Source organism: Nitratireductor thuwali, assembly GCF_036621415.1.
Classification (GTDB): Bacteria; Pseudomonadota; Alphaproteobacteria; order Rhizobiales; family Rhizobiaceae; genus Chelativorans; species Chelativorans thuwali.
In genome coordinates, this window is record NZ_CP030942.1 from 272,739 (window position 1) to 291,938 (window position 19,200).

A 19,200-nucleotide genomic window follows, 5' to 3' on the forward strand; every position below is an offset into this window, starting at 1 on the left:
GATGAGCGATCCGGTCCTGCGTATCGAGAACCTGCGCATCGCGCTTCCCGAAGGGGCCGACCGCGACTATGCCGTCGACGATGTCAGCTTCGAGCTGAACGCGGGCGAGATCCTTTGCATCGTGGGGGAATCGGGTTCCGGCAAGTCAATGTCGGCCAATGCCATGATGGGATTGTTGCCCGATCTCGTGCGCCCGGTCGGCGGCAGCATCCTGTTCGACGGCGTCGACCTGCTCACGCTGAGCGAAGCCCAACTCCTGGATCTGCGCGGCCGACGCATCGCCATGATCTTTCAGGAGCCGATGTCGGCGCTCAACCCGCTGATGCGGGTGGAGGATCAGATCGCGGAGGTTTTCGAGGCGCATAATCTGCTTACGGCGAAGGAGCGCTCGGCCCGCGCCATCGCGCTGTTGACGGAAGTGGGCATTCCCGATCCGGAAAAAGCGGCGCGCGCCTATCCGTTTCAGCTCTCCGGCGGACAGCGCCAGCGGGTGATGATCGCTATGGCGCTGGCGCTGGAGCCGGAAATCCTGATCGCCGACGAGCCGACCACGGCGCTTGACGTCACCACCCAGGCGCAGATCCTGGAGCTCATCCGCAATCTGCAGGAAAAGCACGGCATGGCGGTGATGTTCATCACCCATGATTTCGGCGTGGTGGCTGAGATCGCCGACCGGGTGGCGGTGATGCAGTATGGCAGGATCGTCGAGACGGGATCGGCGGACGCGGTGCTGGACGATCCGCAGCACGATTATACGCGCAAGCTGATTGCCGCGATCCCGAAGCTCGCCACCGACCGCGAGCAGGATGCCATCGGCAGACAGAAGGTGCTGGAAGTGGAGGGGTTGTCAAAGACCTATGTCACCGGCGGCGGCCTGTTCGGCGGCAACAAGCGGGTGGTCAAGGCGGTGCAAAATGTCAGCCTGACGCTGGCGGAGGGGGAGACGCTCGGCATTGTGGGCGAGTCCGGCTCGGGCAAATCGAGCGTCGGGCGCTGTCTCGTGCGCCTGATGGCGCCGGACGCGGGAACGGTGCGGCTTGCCGGCCAGGACATGGCGAAGCTGAGCGGGAGGGCGCTGCGCGAGGCGCGCAAATCGATCCAGATGATTTTCCAAGACCCCTATGCCTCGCTCAATCCGCGCTCGAAGGTTGGTCGCATCATCGCCGAGGGGCCGATGGCGCATGGCGTGCCGAAAGCGGAAGCCTATGCGCGGGCGGTGGAACTGCTCGAACTGGTGGATCTGGATGCGCTTTCCATCGACCGCTATCCGCACGAGTTCTCCGGCGGTCAGCGGCAGCGCATCGGCATCGCCCGCGCCCTGGCGCTGGAGCCGCGGGTGATCATCGCCGACGAGGCCGTCTCCGCGCTGGACGTTTCCATCCAGGCGCAGGTGCTCGACCTTCTGGCGGATTTGAAGGAAAAGCTCAATCTGGCGCTGATCTTCATCACCCACGATTTGCGCGTCGCCGCGCAGATATGCGACCGCATTGCGGTGATGCAGATGGGTGAGGTGGTGGAGATGGGGCCGGCGCGCGCGATCTTTGAGAACCCGCAGAATGCTTATACGCGCACGTTGATCGAGGCCATTCCCGGCCGCGAGAAGGAATTGGCGGCGGCGGGGTGAGGGTGATTTTCGGTGGCGCCAAGCCATCCCCCCTCTGCCCTGCCGGGCATCTCCCCCTCAAGGGGGGAGATTATCTTTTCCTCGATGTTTCGCTTCTTCTTCAAGAGTTGGCGAAGCCAATCACGACAGCCAATCTCCCCCCTTGAGGGGGAGATGTCCGGCAGGACAGAGGGGGGCAATTTGGGCGCAGTCAATAAACGATCAGGAAAACCAAAGTGGACGAACAACTTAGCCGAAAGATACTCGCCGCCGTCGATGAAGGCTTCGAGGAGCAGATTGCTTTCACCGAAGAGCTGATCCGCTTCCCTTCCCTGCGCGGCGAAGAAAAGCCGGCTCAGGACTTCGTGCACAAGGCGCTGGTGGAGCGCGGATACGACGTGCGCACCTTCAGGATCGACGAGGACAAGATAAGGGATCATCCGGGCTTCTCGCCGGTCGCCGTCGATTATGCCGATGCGGTCAACGTCGTCGCCACCCATCAGCCGCGCGCGGAAAAGGGAAAGTCGCTGATCCTCAACGGCCATATGGATGTGGTGCCGGAAGGCCCGCACGACATGTGGGAGGTCTCGCCGCCCTATGAGCCGAAGCGGGTGGGCGATTGGCTTTACGGGCGGGGCGGCGGCGACATGAAGGCCGGCATCGCCGCCAATATCTTCGCGCTCGATGCGCTGCGCCGCATCGGCCTTCAGCCGGCGGCCAGAGTGCATGTGCAAAGCGTGGTCGAGGAGGAATGCACCGGCAACGGCGCGCTGGCCTGCCTCGTCGAAGGCTATACGGCCGACGCCGCCATCATCCCCGAGCCGGAGGACGAGATGCTGGTGCGGGCCAATTGCGGCGTGCTGTGGTTCGAGGTGCATGTGGCGGGCCACCCGGTGCATGTGCGCGAGGCGGGCACCGGCGCCAACGCCATCGAGGCGAGCTTCCGCGTCATCGAAAGCCTGAAGCGGCTTACCGCGGACTGGAACGGGCAGAAGGCGAACTATCCCTACTTCGCCGAGCTGGACCATCCGATCAACTTCAATGTCGGCAAGATCGAAGGCGGCGACTGGGCCTCCACCGTCGCCGCATGGTGCAAGGTTTCCTGCCGCATCGCCATCTATCCGGGCGACGACCCGAAGGAGCGGGCGGCCGAGATAGAGGCGCATCTGGCACACGAGCTGGCCGACGACCCATTTCTCGGCAACCGGCCGCCGCAGGTGACGTGGAACGGCTTTTTCGCACGCGGCTACGTTCTGGAGGAGGGCGGCGACGCGGAGGCGGCGCTGGCCGAGGCGCACCGCCGGGCGACGGCGAGCGAGCTGCAGAGCTTCGTCACGCCGGGCTATCTCGATGCGCGCGTGTTCGTCATCTATGCCGGCATGCCATGCCTCGTCTACGGCCCTATTACCGAGAACATCCATGGCTTCGACGAGCGGGTGAGCCTTTCGTCGATCAAGCGCGTCACCGGGTCCATCGCCCTCTTCATCGCCGACTGGTGCGGCATCGAGCCTATCGAGGCCGGAGATGGGTGAACCGATCGAGGGCGTCTATCTGAGTGCCGCGTTCGATCTCGAAGAGATGTTCGCGCGCTATTTCGAGCCACACCGCGACCGCGTCCGCCTCAGGCGGCCGGAAGCGATAGACGATCCGCTAAAGGTGCACTTCGCCCTGGCATGGCGGCCGGCCGCGAACGCCTTCGCGCCCTATCCGGCTCTCAGGCTCGCCTGTTCCATCGCGGCGGGCGTCGACAGCATCGTCAACTGCCCGAGCCTGCCCAAGGATGCGGTGGTGGCGCGGGTGCGGGACGAGAACCAGGCCGATTTCATGGCGGGCTTCGCCGCGTGGCACGTGGTCTGGCACCATCGCAACATGCGCCATCACATCGTTCATCAGACCCGGCAGGAATGGGCGCGGCAGGGCATCGACAGCTTCGTGCCGCCGCGCGATTGCACGGTTGGCGTCCTGGGCTTCGGGCTGATGGGCAGGGCTATTGCGCGGGCCGTGACGGGAATGGGATTCAAGGTGGCGGCGGCGGTGCGCAATGCCCCGGCTGCGCCCATGGCGGGCGTCGAATACGAGGCCGGGACGGATGCGACGGCGCGCGTTGCCGCGCGCTCCGACCTCCTGATCAACGTGCTGCCGCTGACAGCGGAGACGCGAGGCCTCCTCGATGCGCGCTTCTTCGCCGCCATGCCGCGGGGGTCGGTGCTCATCCAGCTCGGGCGGGGCGAGCATCTGGTCGAGCGGGACTTGCTGGCGGCGCTCGACGCCGGCCATCTGCGGGGCGCCTCGCTCGATGTTTTCGAGCGCGAGCCGCTGCCGCCGGAGCATCCTTTCTGGCGTCACGAGCGCATTCTGGTCACGCCTCATCAGGCCAGCGAACCCTCGTCGGTTCTGATGGCCGCCCAGGTTGCGCAGGCGGCGCAGGATGTGGTGGCGGGCAGGGTGCCGGAAACGATGGTGGATCGGGCGAATGGGTATTGATGCGAAGCGGGTGTGCTTCCCTGCAGGTGAAACGAGAACGACATGAAAGCGATATTCGACGAGCGGCAGCTGAGGCACGATCCAGAGCGCTATTTCCGGCGGGGCGCCTATATCGGCCATCCCGAACAGCCCGAGCGTGCCATCCTCATCCGCAACATGCTGTTGCGGAACGGGTTTGCGATAGAGGCCCCGCGCGATTTCGGCGAGGCGCCGATCAAGGCGGTCCACGAAGCCGGCTATGTCGATTTCTGGAAGGATGCCTGGCGGCGCTGGCGGGCGGAGGCGGGCGACCAGGAGCCGATCCCCAATTGCCATCCCGGCCGGCGTCCCGGCCGACCTTCCTCCTCCGTTTTCGGCCAGCTCGGCTGGTACGCGACCGACACCTCCGTGCCGCTGCGGGAAGGGACTTGGGACGCGGTCTACTGGTCGGCGCAGACGGCGCTCGAAACCGCGGCCCGCGTGAAGGCGGGGGAGCGCGCGGTCTATGGCCTGTGCCGCCCGCCCGGCCACCATGCCCTGCACGATGCCTCCAACGGCTTCTGCGTCTTCAACAATGCTGCCATCGCGGCGCAGAGCCTGCGCGAGACATTTTCGCGGGTGGCGATCCTCGACATCGATACCCACACCGGCAACGGCACGCTCGACATCTTCTATGAGCGCGGCGACGTGTTCGTCTGCTCGATGCATACCGATCCGGACAACTACCCGACCTACTATCTCGGCTATGAGGACGAGCGCGGCGAGGGCGCGGGCGCGGGGGCGACGCTCAATCTGTGCCTTGCGCCCGGCGCAGGCGCCGAAGCCATCCTCGCCCGGTTCCGCGAGGGGCTGGCGGCGATCGAAGCTTTCGGCGCCGAAGCGCTGGTCGTCTCGCTCGGCTTCGATATGGCTGGCGACGATCCGCTGTCGGAGGTGAACATGACGGGCGAGGGCTTTGCCACAATGGCGCGCGAGATCGTGGCTCTTGGCCTGCCGACCGCGCTCATTCAGGAAGGCGGGTATCTGGGCCCGTCGCTGACGGACAATGCCGAAATCTATCTGACGGCCACGCGCGAAGCGCTGGCTGCAATTCCCGAAGAGATGTGATCCATGAAACCCCTGCCCAATTCGATCGAAGCCCGGGACGTCGCCTATCACCTGCATTCCTATACGGACGCCCGCAAGCACGAGGAGGCCGGCCCGCTGATCATGGAGCGGGGCGAGGGCATCCATGTCTACGACAACAACGGCAAGCGCTATATCGAGGGCATGGCCGGGCTGTGGAGCGTGGCGCTGGGTTTTGGCGAAAAGCGGCTGGCCGACGCGGCCATGCGGCAGATGGAGAAGCTGCCCTATTACCACACCTTCACCCACAAGGGGCATGGCCCCTCCGCCGAACTGGCCGAGAAGCTGGTTTCCATGGCGCCGGTGCCCATGTCCAAGGCCTATTTCACCAACTCGGGATCGGAGGCCAACGACACGGCGATCAAGCTGATCTGGTACCGCTCCAACGCGCTCGACCAGCCGCAGCGCAAGAAGATCATCTCGCGCGTCAAGGGCTATCACGGCGTGACGCTGGCAGCCGCCAGCCTGACCGGGCTGCCCAACAACCACCGCTCCTTCGACCTGCCCATGGACGGTGTGCTGCACACCACCTGCCCGCACTACCGCACGATGAAGAAGGACGGCGAGAGCGAAGCGGATTTCGCCAGCCGCTGCGCGGCAGACCTTGAGGAAATGATCGTGCGGGAAGGGCCGGAGACGATCGCCGCCTTCTTCGCCGAGCCGGTGATGGGCGCGGGCGGCGTCATCGTGCCGCCGCAGGGCTATTGGGAAGCGGTTCAGCCGGTCCTCAAGAAGCACGGCATCCTGTTCGTCGCCGACGAGGTGATCTGCGGTTTCGGGCGCACGGGCAGGATGTTCGGCACCGAGACCTTCAATCTCGAGCCCGACATCATGACCCTGTCGAAACAGCTTTCCTCCTCCTACATGCCGATCTCGGCGCTGCTGGTGAACGAGAACGTCTACGGGCCGGTGGCGGACGAATCGGCAAGGATCGGCGTCTGGGGTCATGGCTATACGGGCAGCGGCCATCCCGTCGCGGCGGCGGTCGCGCTGGAGAACCTCAAGATCATCGAGGAACGCGATCTGGTTGCCCATGTCCAGGCGATCAGCCCGCGTTTCATGGAACGTCTGAACCAGCTTGGTGCGCATGGTCTGGCGGTGGAGGCGCGGGGCATCGGGCTTATCGGCGCGGTGGAGTTCGCCCATGAAAGCCTGCCCAATGCGGGCGCGCTGGGCGGCCGGATCAACAAGGCCATGCAGGAGCGCGGCCTGATCTCGCGCAATATGGGCGACGCGCTCGCCTTCTGCCCGCCGCTGATCATCTTGGAAAAGCAGGTGGACGAGATGTTCGACCTTGCCGAAGCGGCGGTGGCGGACGTCGCGGGCGAGATCGGCTGAGATCGTAATGAAGGAAACCCTTTCCACCGATATTCTGGTCGTCGGTGGCGGCATTGCCGGCGTCGGCCTGGCGGCGGCGCTGGAGAACCGGGCCAAGGTGGTCATTCTCGAGCAGGAGCGCGATCTCGCCTATCATTCGACGGGGCGCTCCGCCGCGATCTATATCCGCAACTACGGCAATGGGCCGATCCGCGCGCTGAACGAGGCAAGCGGGCCGATGTTTCGTGCGCAGGATGCGCTTTTCCCGCATCCGCTGCTTACACCGCGCGGCATTCTCTACATTGCCGATGAGGAGCGGGCGGGCGCGGTCGCCGATCTTGCCGCCGATGCGGTCGGCGTGGAGGAGATATCGCCGGAGAGGGCGCGGGAGATGGTGCCCATCCTCGACCCCGATTATCTGCGGGCCGCCGCCTACGAGCCCGACGCCCAGGACATCGACGTGCATGCGCTGCATCAGGGGTGGCTGAAGAAGGCGCGGGGGCAGGGCGCCAAAGTGATTTCAGGCGACGGGTTGGTGCGCGCCGAGCAGGCGGGCGGGCGGTGGAAGGTCGAGACCCAACGCCGCAGGATCGACGCCGGCATCATCGTGAACGCCGCCGGCGCCTGGGCCGATACGGTGGCGAAACGATGCGGCGCGGCGCCTGTCGGGCTGACGCCGCTGCGGCGCTCCATGGCGGTGCTGCCGGCGCCCGAGGGCATCGATCCGTCGCGCTGGCCGCTGGTCGACGAGGTGACGGAACAGTTCTATTTCAAGCCCGATGGCGGACGGCTTTTCGTGTCGCCCTGCGATGAGGACTCGGTGGACCCGCACGACGCCTTTGCCGACGACATGGTGGTGGCCGAGGGGCTCTATCGGTTCGAGCAGGCGGTGACCATGGCGGTGACGCGGGTCGAGCGGAGCTGGGCGGGCCTGCGCACCTTCGCGCCCGACCATACGCCGGTCGTGGGCTACGATGCGGGGGCGAAGAATTTCTTTTGGCTTGCCGGCCAGGGCGGCTATGGCATTCAGACGGCGCCGGCTCTTTCGGCCTTCGCCGCCAGCGTGCTGGAGAACCGGACGCCGGTGCTGGAAGACCTGGTATCCCGGCTTGCGCCGGACCGCTTGGCTGCCTGATACAACCGGCTTCCAGTTTACCTGTAATTTCTCAAAAGGATGAAACATGACAATCGAACGTCGTCACAAGGGACCCCGCATGAGCCAGATCGTCGTTCACGGCGATACGATCTATCTGGCCGGCCAGGTGGGTGAGGGCAAGACGGTCAGGGAGCAGACGGAAAGCATGCTTGCCTCCGTCGATAGACTTCTGGCCGAGGCGGATTCGTCGAAGTCGAAGATATTGCAGGCCGTCATATGGCTTGCCGATATGGGGGATTTCGCCGACATGAATGCCGTGTGGGACGCCTGGGTCGATCCGGAGAACCCGCCGGCGCGGGCCTGCGGCGAGGCCAGGCTGGCGACGCCGAACTATAAGGTCGAGGCCATAATCACCGCCGCCAAGTAGGGATTGCCATCTGGCGTATTTCATCAGTTCCTTGCCAAACGGCAGAAAATCGCTATATTTCCCGTAACGGGCGATATAGCGTCTATCGCCATGACCGTTTGAGCCGGGAGATGTTCCATGGTCCTTTTACAGCCGATCGATACACGCGCTGCCGAATTCATTCCCTCGCCGATCAGCGAGGAGGAGGCCGAGGCCATGTTCCGCGCGGCGGTCAACCTGTTTTCGCGCTGGAACCTGACCGACGAGCAGGCCGCCATCCTGCTGGATATGCCGGTGCGCACCTATGCGCGCTGGAAGGCGGGCGCCATCGGGCGGATCGACAGGGATCGCCGGGCGCGGCTTTCCAACCTGATGGGCATTCACAAGGCCCTGCGCATCATCTTCCGCGAACCGCAGCGCGCTTATTCCTGGATATCGAGACCCAATGAGGCCTTTGGCGGCAATTCGGCGCTCGACATCATGCTGGGCGGCGAATTGACGGATTTGATGCGCGTGCGCCGTTATCTCGACGCGGAGCGCGGAGCCTGGTGAACGGCAATGCCATTCGCGGGGCCACACCACCGGTCAGCCGGGTGGGCTGGAAGGGCGCGGTGCGCATCATCCGCAGTCTTTATCCCCCCATCGACCTCTTCGAGGACATCGCCGATCCGGCCGACTGGCCGCTGCTGCTTTCGGCCGAGCAGAAGACCAATCCCCGGCTGATGGCGAATGTCGGTAATCTGGACCTGGTGCCGCCCGGCCGCCGCGTTGCCGGCCCCGGCGCGACCTATCTCATGGCGCCTTTCACCCATGTCAGCCCCGACCGCCCGAGCCGCTTCAGCGCCGGACGCTTCGGCGTCCTTTATGTCGGCGACCGCTTCGAGACGGCTCTTTTCGAGACCATCCATCACCATCAGCGCTTCATGGCGGCCACGGACGAGGCGCCGGGCTGGACATCGCAGTTCCGCGAGATCGTGATGGACGTCGATGCCGCGCTTCACGATCTGCGCCAAGACCCGGCGGATTGGGCGGGCACTCTCCAGCCCGACGACTATGCGATTGCACAGGCGCTCGGCCTCCGGCTGCGCCAGGCGGGCTCCGACGGCGTGGTCTATCCCAGCGTCCGCTTCCCCGACGGCGAGTGCGCCGGGCTCTTCTACCCTGACTGTGCCTCCAATCCGGTGCAGGCCCGGCATCTCGACTATCACTGGAATGGCGAACGCGTGGATTTCTACCGGGACGCGGGCAGCGGTCAGGTGTTTCAAGTGCTCGAAGCATGATTTCGCCAGCGTCGATGGCGGGATGCGCCAGCTCCGTCATCGCGGCCGACCGGCGGGAGAGCCGGGCTCTGTTGGGTTAACGCGGCAGGGTTCAGCCCGAGGGCCGGCCCTTCAATAGGGCAATGGCCTCGTCCAGGCGTTGCCTGGTTCGGCTAAGCAGCGCCGCGGCTTCGCCGGGTGTCACGCCCTCGGCGACGAGGATCGCCTGTTTCACGTCATAGGCGCAGGCTTCCAACGCCTGTCGGGCGGCCTCCTCGTCGCAGCCGGCGATGTCCATGACCATCGTCACCGCCCGCCCGGCGAGCTTGCTGTTGCTGACGCGCATGGATACCATGCGGCCTTGATAGACGCGGCCGAGCCGCACCATCAGCGCCGTCGACAGGACATTCATCAGGATCTTCTGGCTCGTCCCCGCCGTCAGCCGGGTCGAGCCGGGCAGCGCTTCGGGTCCGGTGTCGAGCAGTACCGGCCAATCGACGGATCGCAGCAGGGGCGTGCCGTCATTGTTGGCGCAGCCGATCGTCGTCGCGCCGCGCTTCCGGGCCTGCGACATGCATTCGAGGACGAAGGGCGTGGTGCCGCTGGCCGCAATCCCGACGACCACGTCCGTGGCACCGACTTCGGCATCCGACACGGCCGTGCGGGCGGCGTCGGTGTCGTCTTCGGCGGCCTCCTGCGCGGCGGCGAAGTTCTCGGTTCCCCCCGCCAGGAGCACGAGCATGCGCTCGGGCGGCCAATCGAAGGTGGGGCCCAGTTCCACGGCGTCGAGGAGGGCAACGCGGCCGGACGTGCCCGCGCCGCAATAAATGAGCCGCCCGCTTTCCTCGGAGAGAACGGGAAGGGCCGCCTCGATGGCCCGGTCGATCGCCGGCATCGCCTTTTCCAGCGCGCCGATCGCATGGGCCTGGCTTTCGACCAACGTCGAGACGAGCGCGGACGTATCGAGATCGTCCAGATGCTTCCCGCCCGAGATTTCGGTCTGGAGCGGGTGCCGTTTCGCCTGCATTGCCTCGCCTGCCTGATACCAACCTGCTACCAATATTCTGTAGCACGCTTCCCCGTGGGCGATAAGCCCTTCGGTGGCCGCCGGCCTACGGGTTTGCCCGGGCCAGAACGCCGCCCGTTTGCGGCGATTTCACGCCGGTGGTGAGCGGGTAGCTGTAGGGCAGGCCGCGTATGGAGCGTATTGCCAGATAGGCGAAGCACTCAGCCTCGACGGCGTCGCCGCGCAGCCCGACGCTGTCGGCCGAAACCACGGCGCATCCGGTGCGGGCGCCGATCTCCCGCATCATGACGGGGTTTTTGCGCCCGCCGCCGCAGACCACGATGCGAAGCGGGCGGCGCGGCAGGAGATCGAGCGCCATGACGACCGAGGCCGCGGTGAACGCGGTCAGCGTCGCCGCGCCGTCCTCAACGCCCAGGCCGTCGGCCATGGCGGCGGAAAAGTCGAAACGGTCGAGGGATTTGGGATAGGGCCTGGTCAGGAAGGGATGCTGGAGCAGCCGGCTCAGCCTCTCCTCGTCGACCTTGCCGCTGGCGGCAATCTTGCCGTCGAAATCCATGTCGGCCCCGTTGTGCCGGGCTACCCAGTCGTTGACGGGGGCGTTGGCCGGGCCGGTATCGAAAGCGATCACCGTATCGCCGTCGCGCCAGGTCATGTTGGCCACTCCGCCGAGATTGAGGATGGCGGTGTCGCTGCCGGCGCCGATCCGGTCGAGCATGGCCTTGTGGTAGATGGCCGACAGCGGCGCGCCCTGTCCGCCCGCCGCCATGTCGGCCGAACGGAAATCATGGACGACGTCGGTGCCCACGATGCCCGCCATAAGCATGCCGTCGCCAAGCTGCCGGGTGAAGCCGCGTGCACCGTTCTGAGGTGCGGCATGGAGCACGGTCTGGCCGTGGAAGCCGACCGCCGCGACGTCCGACGGCGCATGGCCGTGCCTTGCCAGGAAATCCTTCACGGCCAGCGACTGGGCCTCCGTCAGCGCCCGCTCGGCCTCGCCGAATATCTCCGGCTCCGGTCCCTCGAAGCGCCACGCCCGCGCCGCCTGGAGCGTGTCGGCCAGGAGGCCGCGGATATCGCGAGGGTACGGGACGAGCTCCCACGGACCGAATTCCTCGATGCGCTCGCCGTCGGTCCTGATCATGGCGATGTCGATATTGCCGTCGAGGACGGTTCCGGTCATCAGGCCAACGGCCCATACAGGCTTCATCGCAAGGTCTCCGGCACGGATGTCCATGCCGTCCTGCCGGTTTTCGATGCGGCTTGCAATGGGCAAGGGGGTGCGCGGCAGCAAATCGCAATGCGATGACGACCTGTTCCCACTCGATTTCGATTGAGTGGCTTTTGCGGCTGGCATATGGTCGGAACAGAAGAGGAGATATGCTCATGCAGACACAGAAACCGGCAGGGGTCTCCGATTTGCTCGGAAAGGTTCTGGCGGGCGGGCCCGCCGATGTGCGGTTGCTTGCACAGCGTTTTCGCGATCATGCGCTCGATCCACGCTCCTCGCCGGAGGAAACGAAGGCGCTCATCGCCGATCTCGGCTACGAAAGCATCGAGGGCTTCTGCGCGGCGGCGGGCCTGCCGGCGCATCTGGCAGACCGGTGGTCGCGCTTCGGCATCTCGGGCGAGATGCGGCAGGTTCTGCTGCTGATCGCGGCGCAGCGCCGCGCGGTGATCGAGGCAGTGGAGGAATTCGAGGCGATGACGCATGTCGGCCTCGACGACTTCATGCGCGAGCGCGGGCTGCTCTGAGAGCGGCTTTGAACCGGGCTCCGTAGCCCGCCTTCAGCCGTCGGCCTCCTGGAGCAGCAGCGCGGCGGTCGCAGCATCGGTGATCAGGGCCTGCGTCGGCACGGCGCGCAGGGCGGCAAGGATCGCCTCGACCTTCTGCTTGCCTCCAGCCGCCAGGATGACATGCGGGATGCGGGAGACCGTATCGAGCTCGATGGCCATCACCCGCTGGTTGATCTCATGGTCCACCAGCCGCCCGCCGGCATCGATGAAGTAGCATAGCATGTTGGCCACCGCGCCCTTCCGGCGCAAAGGCTCGATCAGGGACTTCGGCACGATGCCGTGCCGGAAGATCGTTGCGTCGGGCGAGACCTCGCCGACGGTAAGAAGCGCCATATCGGCACGCGCGGCCCGCTCGCGCACATCGCGCAGCGAGGGCTGCTCCCACAGACGGTCGCGCAGCGCCGGATCGTCGACGACCACCGGAGCACTGATCTGATAGCTGTCCACCTTCAGCCGCTCGGCGACCTTGGTGGCCACGATGGAAGGATTGATCCATTGCGAGTGCGGCAGGCTGCCGACGAGGCCGATCACGGTGGCGTTCGCCAATTCGCGGCGGGCCATGAAGGCGAGGCTGGAATGCAGGGTGGCGCCGCCGCCGATGGCCAGCGTCATGCCGTCCTGCAGCTGCTCCTCGAGATAACGGGCGACGGCATGGCCGATGGCGCGCTCCAGATTGCGGGCCTCCTCCGGCGCCGGCACGACGATGGCGCTGCGCAGGTTCCACCGCTTTTCCAACGCGCGCTCAAGGGCGATCTGCTCGGTCGTGTCCGCATTGACGGTGGTGACGACGACGTGCTCCTGGGCGGTGGCGGCCAGCGTGCGCATGACCTTCATGCGGCTGACATTGAGAAGCCCGGCGATCTTCTCCTGGGTCAGTCCCTCGACATGGTAGAGCCAGGCCATCTTGACGTTGATGTCGGCCGAGGAAAGCGAGGGCCCGCTCAGCTTGGTCCTTTTTGCGTTTCGCGGCACGGCGCTGATTCCCCATCTCTCGTCGCCCGAAACCTAACACATAGCGGGCGCGGCCAGCCGGCGGAAGGCGCGCCGAATCGCGAAATATTATTGCGTTCTTTTGTTATTGACCAAAAACATATGTTCATGTTCAATTGATGGGCGCATTTGTTATCTGGCTGTCATACTGCGCATGCACGGGAGGAGTTCCGACACGACAGTCGTCGGAAGACGCAAACAAAGGGAGTCCATTTCGATGGAACGCAAATACATGATCCGCGGGGCAGCCCTGGCGGCTGCACTGCTCGCATCCGCAGCCTTTGCCCCGGCCGCTTTCGCCGAGGATTTGGTCCTGTACACGTCACAGCCGGACGCCGACGCCGCAGAGACGGTGGATGCATTCAAGGCCGCCAATCCCGGCATCGAGGTCGAGATCTTCCGCTCCGGCACCAGCGATCTGATGACCAAGCTTGCGGCTGAGTTCGCCGCCGGCAGTCCACAGCCCGACGTGCTGTTGATCGCCGACGCGGTGAGCATGGAGACGCTGAAGAAGGACGACCGGCTGATGGCCTATCCGGAGGCCAATGTCGAAGGTTTCGAGGAAACCGCCTACGATGCTGACCGGACCTATTTCGGCTCGAAGCTGATCACCACAGGCATCGCCTACAATACCGCTGCGGCCGAAAAGCCCGAGCATTGGTCCGACCTTACCGGCGAGGCCTACAAGAACCTCACCATCATGCCGAGCCCGCTCTATTCGGGCGCGGCCGCCTACATGCTCTCGGCCTTCGTCAACCGCGACGATCTCGGCTGGGACTATTTCGAGACGCTGCAGCAGAACGGGCTCGTCGCTGTGCGCGGCAATGGCGCGGTGCTGAAAGCGGTGGCCAGCGGCGAGAAGGCCTACGGCATCCTGGTCGACTTCATGGCCATGAACGCCAAGAAGGACGGCTCGCCCATCGAATTCGTCTTTCCCGAGGAAGGCGTGACGGCGGTGACCGAGCCGGTGGCAATCATGTCCACGGCGAAGAACCCGGATGCGGCCAAGAAGTTCGTCGACTTCATTCTCTCCGACGAGGGGCAGAAGCTGGCGTTGAAGCAGGGCTACCTGCCGGCCAAGCCATCGGTCGGACGCCCCGACTGGCTGCCCGAGGGCACCGAAGTCAAGATCATGTCCGTCGACGTCGAGAAGGTCGTCGAGGAGATCGACGAGAACAAGAAGAAATTCTCCACCCTGTTCGGCGGCTGAGGTTTCCGCCGCATGACAGTCGCATTCAAGGAGCGTCAGGGCCAGCAGATGGCCCTGACGGTGGGGATCGTCGTCCTCATCGTCGTCCTTTCGCTGCTGCCCATGGCGCGGCTTCTTCAGGAGGTCGTTCTTCCGGGCGGCCGCTTTTCCCTCGATATCATCCGCTCCGGGCTTGTCGACAACAGCACTTGGGTGGCCACCTGGAACACCCTGTGCGTCGGCCTCGGCGGCACGCTGCTCGCGCTGGTCCTCGGCGTGGCCGTCGCCATCCTCGTATCGCTGACGGACGTGCGCCAGCGCCAGGCCTTCGTCCTGTGCTTCGTCACGCCGCTGATGATCGCGCCGCAGGTGACGGCGCTCGCGTGGCTGCAGGTTTTCGGACCGTCCAGCCCGATGCTGGACCTTCTGGGAATGGCGCCGCCGCTCGGCACGCCCAACCCGCTTTACTCACCGGAAGGCATCGTTCTCCTGCTCGGCATCCAGTATGCGCCGCTGGTCTTCCTGATCGTGCGCGCCGGGCTGCGCAAACTGCCGCGCGAACTGGTCGAAGCCGCGCAATCGAGCGGCGCCGGCTGGTTCCGCGTGCTGCGCACAGTCATCCTGCCGCTGATGACGCCGTCCATCGTGGGTGCGGCGGCGCTGACCTTCGTGTCCTGCGTCGGCAATTTCGGCATTCCGGCTTTTCTGGGCATTCCGGCAAACTATCTGGTGCTGCCGACGCTCATCTATCAGCGGCTGGCCGGCGGCGGCCCGGCGGTGCTTTCGGAGGTCGCCTTCCTTTCGGTGCTGATCGGCATCATCGCCATGGTCGGCATCGTACTGCAGGACAGGATAGCCAAGCGTCGCGACTTCCGCATCACGTCGACCTCGCTGCCCGCCGCGCCCTACAGGCTTGGCCGCTGGCGCGTTCCCGTCGAGATCGGCATGTGGCTGCTGATAGCCTTCATCCTGGTTCTGCCGCTGATCGGGCTCATTCTGACCTCGCTTGTGCGCGGCTATGGCGTCACGCTGAGCGCCGATACGGCGACGCTGGAAAATTACCGCTTCGTCATCCTTGAACATGCGGCCGCCAAGCGCGCATTTCTGAACAGCCTCTATCTGTCCGCTACCGCCGCCATCTTTGCCGTCTTCGTCGCCATCCCCCTTGCCTATGCGATCGCGTGGGGCAAGCATCGTTGGATCAAGGCGCTGAACCTGGCGGTCGAGCTGCCCTATGCGCTGCCGGGCGTGGTGCTGGCCATCGCGTCGCTGCTTCTGTTCCTGAAGCCGATGCCGATCACCGGCATTCAGATCTACAACACGGTGTGGATCATTCTTTATGCCTATCTGGCGCGTTTTTTGGTGCTGGCGGTAAGGCCGACCATCGCCGGCTATTTCCAGCTCGACCGGGCGCTGGAGGAGGCGGCCCAGGTGGCCGGCGCCGGGCTTTTCACCCGCATGCGCACCATCATCTTCCCGCTGATCGCGCCGGCGTCGATTGCCGGCGGCCTGCTCATCTTCATGACGGCGCTCAGCGAACTGACGGTGTCGGCACTGCTGTGGTCGTCGGGATCGGAGACCATCGGCGTCATCATCTTCTCCTTCGAGCAAGGGGGCGATTCCAAATATGCGGCGGCGGTCTCGGCCATCATGGTCGCGACCACCTTTCTCCTGATGCTGCTCGCCAGCCTCTTTGCAAACAGACTACCGGACGGAGTGCTTCCATGGCGGGATTGAGCATCCACAACGTCACCAAGAGTTTCGGCGGCACCAATGCGCTCGACGACGTTTCCATCGACGTGGCGGATGGCGAATTTCTGGCCGTGCTCGGCCCGTCGGGCTGCGGCAAGACCACGCTTTTGCGCCTGATCGCCGGTTTCGAGGACGTAACGGGCGGGCGCGTCAGCATCGGCGGGCGCGTCGTCTCATCGCCCGAACTGAACGTGCCGCCGGAACGGCGCCGCGTCGGCATCGTCTTCCAGAACTATGCGCTGTGGCCGCATATGAGCGTGGCCGAGAATATCGGCTATGCGCTCAAGGTGGCGCGCGTGGGCCGGGCCGAGCGCGAGGCGCGGGTGAAGGGCGCGCTCGCCCTGGTGAACATGGAGCAGTATGCCGACCGGCGGCCGGCCAACCTTTCCGGCGGACAGCGGCAGCGCGTGGCGCTGGCGCGCTGCCTGGTCGCCGAGCCGAGCCTGGTGCTGTTCGACGAGCCGCTGGCAAATCTCGACGTGCATCTGCGCGCCTCCATGGAGGACGAGTTCGCCGATTTCCACAAGCGCACCGGCACCACGATCCTCTACATCACCCATGACCAGGCCGAAGCCATGGCGCTGGCGGACCGGATCGCTGTGATGGACCACGGCCGGCTGATGCAGCTTGCCACGCCGCGCGAGCTTTACCATGAGCCGGCCAACGAGATGGTCGCCTCGTTCATATCCCAGGGCATGGTGCTTCCGGCCGATGTGCTGACGGCCGAGAAGAAGGGCGAATGCAAGGTCAAGGTGCTGGGCCAGGAACTGGTCGTGCGCTGCCGCAAGGGCGAAACGCCGCGCAGGAACGCCCGCATCTGCTGCCGCGCCTCGCAGATCGAAGCGGCGACGGACAAGGGTGAAGGCTTCGCGGGCACCATAACGCGGGCGGTCTATCGCGGCGGATCGGCGCGCGTGGAGTTCGAGCCCGACGGCGCGCCGCATACGGGGCTGCATTTCGACCAGCCGGACCCGGTGACATTCGAGGCGGGCGGCCGGGCGCGCCTGCGCCTGACCTCGGGCTGGCTGATCCCGGCGGCTGGAGCCGGCTGATGCTCCGGGTCGATCTTCAGGGAGGGTTCGGCGAAAAGGGCCGCACCAGCATCGCCGTGAGCGATGGCGCGACGCGGATCATGCTCGATGCGGGCATCAAGGTCGGCGCTGCGGGCGACGAATACTACCCCGCGCTCGCGCGGCCCGTCGCCGACATCGACGCGCTGTTCATTTCGCATGCCCATGAAGACCACATCGGCGCGCTATGCCGGCTTCTGAAGCTCGGTTATGGCGGGCCGATATACATGACGGCGGAAACACGGGCCGAGATGCCGGCCGCGCTCGCGCAATATGCCGACGGCGAAGAACTGAAGCGGTGTCCGCCGGCCGAGGGGCAGATACGCATCTTCCGGCCGGGCGATGTGCTGGAGGCGGGTTCGATGCGGGTGAAGACCGGCAGTTCAGGCCATGTGGCCGGCGGCGTCTGGTTTTCGGTGGAGCACGAGGGGCAAAGGCTCGTCTATGCCGCCGACATGGTGCCGGGCAGCGCCGTCTTCGACATGCAGCCATTGCCCGCCTGCGATCTCCTGATGCTCGACGCTTCCTACGGGTCCGATACCGTTTCGGGGGCGGAACGGGCGCGCGAAATCGCCTCTTGGGTTGCGGCCCGCCGGAATGGCTGCCTGCTGCCGACGCCGCTCTCCGGACGGTCGCTGGAACTGATGGCGGCGCTGGACCTGCCCTTTGCAATCGAAGCCGGCATGCGCGCGCCGCTCGCCATGCAGATCGGCGCGGCCGGCGCATTGCGGCCGGGGATCGCCGAAAGCCTGCGCGAAAAGCTGGCTGACGCCATCGACTGGCAGGCCGGGAGGGCGCTGCCCGACCGGCCGCTGCTGGTGCATGACGGCATGGGTGTGGCCGGCCCGGCCAAGACCGCCATTCCGATGGCCGACAAGGAGGATTATCCGATCCTTCTGACCGGTCATTTGCCGAAGGGCTCTCCGGCGTCATTGCTGGCCGAGCGCGGACGGGCGGCCTGGATACGCCTGCCGACGCACCCGACCCTGCCGGAAAATCTCGCGCTGTGGGAAGACGCCGGGCGCCCGGCGGTGCTCGGACACTCCTGCGAGCTCGATGTTCTGCGCCAAATGCGGGACCACCTTCCTGTCCTCCAAACGGAGTTTCGCACCGGGCAGAGCTTCAGCATCTTGCAGTCAGGTGAAATCACCTGATGTCCGGATAAGGCGGAAAACCAAAAGAAGAGCGCCCCTTATGCGTCCGGATAGATGCATGGCGCTCCGGATCATCGAATAGAGAGTGAACATGCGGATCCTGATCTCAAACGACGACGGCATCGAGGCTCCGGGGCTTGCCCTGGCGGCCGCGGCGGCGGCGAAGCTGAGCGACGACGTCTGGGTCGTGGCGCCGGATGGCAAGCGCACCGCTGCGGGAACATCGTTGACCATCGCCCGGCCGCTGACAGTGCGCCGCCTCGGCGGCCGCCGCTTTTCCTGCTCCGGCACGCCTGCCGATTGCGTCGTGGCGGCCATGACGTGGCTGTTCCGCGATGGGGCGAAGCCGGACCTCGTGATCGCCGGCGTCAATGACGGGCGCAATGTCGGCGAGGATCTGGCTTATTCGGGAACGCTTGGCGTGGTGCGGGAGGCGACCTTCTGGGGCTTGCCGGCCATCGGCTTCTCGCGCGTCAAGGAGCCCGACTTTCGTGACGGCGACGCCGACTGGCTGGCACGGCTGATCCGGCTTCTGTGGCAGAACCGCACCGGCTGGTCCGTCGAGGGACACTGGCTGAGCGTCAACCTTCCGGCGCGCCTGCCGGCCCCCTTCGCCCAGCCGAGGATCGGCCGCGACAAGATCGCCCGCACCGCCACGGTGGTGAAGGACGACGGCAATCTGGTCGAGCTGATGGTGCCGCGCGGGCGCGAGCACAGCAGCCGCGCGGGCGATGAGAACAGCATGATTGCCGAGGGCTTCGCGACCGTGAACCGACTCAACTGGTTTGGCGAAACACCGCTCGACGGGGCCTTCGTGGAGGGCCTGGGTGCGGTGGGAAGGTAGTTAAAACGCTTTTGCCTCGCCCGCTCGTCTATTCCGGGGAAGCTTTGCCCCCACCACGTTATCAACGCCAAGAATCGGAACGAGCCCGCAGAACGGAACCGATGACGCAAG

At 65.6% G+C, this 19,200-nt stretch carries 18 protein-coding genes; 15 read left to right on the forward strand and 3 right to left on the reverse strand.

The features are described from left to right. Position 1: 1 nt before the first annotated feature. From NTH_RS21830 to NTH_RS21870, 9 genes are all read left to right on the forward strand, one after another. Positions 2 to 1,624, forward strand: coding sequence for an ABC transporter ATP-binding protein (locus NTH_RS21830; RefSeq protein WP_338532069.1), 1,623 nt, complete (start codon positions 2 to 4; stop codon positions 1,622 to 1,624). A 215-nt stretch (positions 1,625 to 1,839) separates the two neighbouring features. Then, positions 1,840 to 3,135 carry an ArgE/DapE family deacylase gene (locus tag NTH_RS21835; RefSeq protein WP_338532070.1) on the forward strand — a complete coding sequence of 432 codons (1,296 nt, stop codon included), beginning with the start codon at positions 1,840 to 1,842 and terminating at the stop codon, positions 3,133 to 3,135. Beyond that, on the forward strand, positions 3,128 to 4,087 hold the full coding sequence (locus NTH_RS21840; RefSeq protein WP_338532071.1) for an NAD(P)-dependent oxidoreductase: 960 nt from the start codon (positions 3,128 to 3,130) through the stop codon (positions 4,085 to 4,087). Before NTH_RS21835 ends, NTH_RS21840 begins: the two co-directional genes overlap by 8 nt. A gap of 42 nt (positions 4,088 to 4,129) precedes the next feature. After that, a complete protein-coding gene (locus NTH_RS21845) occupies positions 4,130 to 5,173 on the forward strand; it encodes a histone deacetylase family protein (protein ID WP_338532072.1) in 1,044 nt (347 codons plus the stop codon). 3 nt (positions 5,174 to 5,176) lie between these two features. Continuing rightward, on the forward strand, positions 5,177 to 6,529 hold the full coding sequence (locus tag NTH_RS21850) for an aspartate aminotransferase family protein (protein ID WP_338532073.1): 1,353 nt from the start codon (positions 5,177 to 5,179) through the stop codon (positions 6,527 to 6,529). Positions 6,530 to 6,536: 7 nt separating this feature from the next. Next, a complete protein-coding gene (locus tag NTH_RS21855; protein ID WP_338532074.1) occupies positions 6,537 to 7,643 on the forward strand; it encodes an NAD(P)/FAD-dependent oxidoreductase in 1,107 nt (368 codons plus the stop codon). A gap of 46 nt (positions 7,644 to 7,689) precedes the next feature. After that, entirely contained in the window at positions 7,690 to 8,031 is a 342-nt protein-coding gene (locus NTH_RS21860; RefSeq protein ID WP_338532075.1) for a RidA family protein, read from the forward strand. Positions 8,032 to 8,148: 117 nt separating this feature from the next. Continuing rightward, positions 8,149 to 8,562: an MbcA/ParS/Xre antitoxin family protein gene (locus NTH_RS21865; protein ID WP_338532076.1), complete on the forward strand. Its 414-nt coding sequence runs from the start codon at positions 8,149 to 8,151 to the stop codon at positions 8,560 to 8,562. Continuing rightward, on the forward strand, positions 8,559 to 9,290 hold the full coding sequence (locus NTH_RS21870) for an RES family NAD+ phosphorylase (RefSeq protein ID WP_338532077.1): 732 nt from the start codon (positions 8,559 to 8,561) through the stop codon (positions 9,288 to 9,290). Before NTH_RS21865 ends, NTH_RS21870 begins: the two co-directional genes overlap by 4 nt. A 91-nt stretch (positions 9,291 to 9,381) precedes the next feature. On the opposite strand, the gene NTH_RS21875 is transcribed toward NTH_RS21870, so the two are convergent. Continuing rightward, positions 9,382 to 10,296, reverse strand: a complete 915-nt coding sequence (locus NTH_RS21875) for an N-acetylmuramic acid 6-phosphate etherase (protein ID WP_338532078.1) — start codon at positions 10,294 to 10,296, stop codon at positions 9,382 to 9,384. A gap of 85 nt (positions 10,297 to 10,381) precedes the next feature. Then, complete coding sequence (locus tag NTH_RS21880; RefSeq protein ID WP_338532234.1) at positions 10,382 to 11,503, reverse strand: anhydro-N-acetylmuramic acid kinase; 1,122 nt, start codon at positions 11,501 to 11,503, stop codon at positions 10,382 to 10,384. Between the two features lie 176 nt (positions 11,504 to 11,679). On the opposite strand from NTH_RS21880, the gene NTH_RS21885 reads away from it, so the two are divergent. Further along, complete coding sequence (locus tag NTH_RS21885) at positions 11,680 to 12,048, forward strand: hypothetical protein (protein WP_265517468.1); 369 nt, start codon at positions 11,680 to 11,682, stop codon at positions 12,046 to 12,048. A gap of 33 nt (positions 12,049 to 12,081) precedes the next feature. Here NTH_RS21885 and NTH_RS21890 read toward each other — a convergent pair whose 3' ends face one another. After that, positions 12,082 to 12,993: a sugar-binding transcriptional regulator gene (locus NTH_RS21890; RefSeq protein ID WP_338532235.1), complete on the reverse strand. Its 912-nt coding sequence runs from the start codon at positions 12,991 to 12,993 to the stop codon at positions 12,082 to 12,084. A gap of 304 nt (positions 12,994 to 13,297) precedes the next feature. Between NTH_RS21890 and NTH_RS21895 the strand changes: the two genes are divergently transcribed. From NTH_RS21895 to NTH_RS21915, 5 genes are all read left to right on the forward strand, one after another. Continuing rightward, positions 13,298 to 14,290, forward strand: a complete 993-nt coding sequence (locus tag NTH_RS21895) for an ABC transporter substrate-binding protein (RefSeq protein ID WP_338532079.1) — start codon at positions 13,298 to 13,300, stop codon at positions 14,288 to 14,290. Positions 14,291 to 14,302: 12 nt separating this feature from the next. Beyond that, complete coding sequence (locus NTH_RS21900) at positions 14,303 to 16,006, forward strand: ABC transporter permease (RefSeq protein WP_338532080.1); 1,704 nt, start codon at positions 14,303 to 14,305, stop codon at positions 16,004 to 16,006. After that, entirely contained in the window at positions 15,994 to 17,073 is a 1,080-nt protein-coding gene (locus NTH_RS21905; RefSeq protein WP_338532081.1) for an ABC transporter ATP-binding protein, read from the forward strand. The genes NTH_RS21900 and NTH_RS21905 overlap by 13 nt, the downstream gene beginning before the upstream one ends. Then, entirely contained in the window at positions 17,073 to 18,245 is a 1,173-nt protein-coding gene (locus NTH_RS21910) for an MBL fold metallo-hydrolase (protein WP_338532082.1), read from the forward strand. The genes NTH_RS21905 and NTH_RS21910 overlap by 1 nt, the downstream gene beginning before the upstream one ends. A gap of 91 nt (positions 18,246 to 18,336) precedes the next feature. Continuing rightward, the gene (locus tag NTH_RS21915; protein WP_338532083.1) at positions 18,337 to 19,089 is read left to right on the forward strand and encodes a 5'/3'-nucleotidase SurE; all 753 of its coding nucleotides are present in this window, start codon (positions 18,337 to 18,339) and stop codon (positions 19,087 to 19,089) included. The last annotated feature ends 111 nt before the right edge of the window (positions 19,090 to 19,200 follow it).

Coding starts and splice junctions, on each gene's coding strand:
- NTH_RS21830 (WP_338532069.1), top strand. CDS start 2: ATGAGCGATCCGGTCCTGCGTATCGAGAACCTGCGCATCGCGCTTCCC.
- NTH_RS21840 (WP_338532071.1), top strand. CDS start 3,128: ATGGGTGAACCGATCGAGGGCGTCTATCTGAGTGCCGCGTTCGATCTC.
- NTH_RS21845 (WP_338532072.1), top strand. CDS start 4,130: ATGAAAGCGATATTCGACGAGCGGCAGCTGAGGCACGATCCAGAGCGC.
- NTH_RS21850 (WP_338532073.1), top strand. CDS start 5,177: ATGAAACCCCTGCCCAATTCGATCGAAGCCCGGGACGTCGCCTATCAC.
- NTH_RS21855 (WP_338532074.1), top strand. CDS start 6,537: ATGAAGGAAACCCTTTCCACCGATATTCTGGTCGTCGGTGGCGGCATT.
- NTH_RS21860 (WP_338532075.1), top strand. CDS start 7,690: ATGACAATCGAACGTCGTCACAAGGGACCCCGCATGAGCCAGATCGTC.
- NTH_RS21865 (WP_338532076.1), top strand. CDS start 8,149: ATGGTCCTTTTACAGCCGATCGATACACGCGCTGCCGAATTCATTCCC.
- NTH_RS21875 (WP_338532078.1), bottom strand. CDS start 10,296: ATGCAGGCGAAACGGCACCCGCTCCAGACCGAAATCTCGGGCGGGAAG.
- NTH_RS21880 (WP_338532234.1), bottom strand. CDS start 11,503: ATGAAGCCTGTATGGGCCGTTGGCCTGATGACCGGAACCGTCCTCGAC.
- NTH_RS21885 (WP_265517468.1), top strand. CDS start 11,680: ATGCAGACACAGAAACCGGCAGGGGTCTCCGATTTGCTCGGAAAGGTT.
- NTH_RS21890 (WP_338532235.1), bottom strand. CDS start 12,993: ATGGCCTGGCTCTACCATGTCGAGGGACTGACCCAGGAGAAGATCGCC.
- NTH_RS21895 (WP_338532079.1), top strand. CDS start 13,298: ATGGAACGCAAATACATGATCCGCGGGGCAGCCCTGGCGGCTGCACTG.
- NTH_RS21900 (WP_338532080.1), top strand. CDS start 14,303: ATGACAGTCGCATTCAAGGAGCGTCAGGGCCAGCAGATGGCCCTGACG.
- NTH_RS21905 (WP_338532081.1), top strand. CDS start 15,994: ATGGCGGGATTGAGCATCCACAACGTCACCAAGAGTTTCGGCGGCACC.
- NTH_RS21910 (WP_338532082.1), top strand. CDS start 17,073: ATGCTCCGGGTCGATCTTCAGGGAGGGTTCGGCGAAAAGGGCCGCACC.
- NTH_RS21915 (WP_338532083.1), top strand. CDS start 18,337: ATGCGGATCCTGATCTCAAACGACGACGGCATCGAGGCTCCGGGGCTT.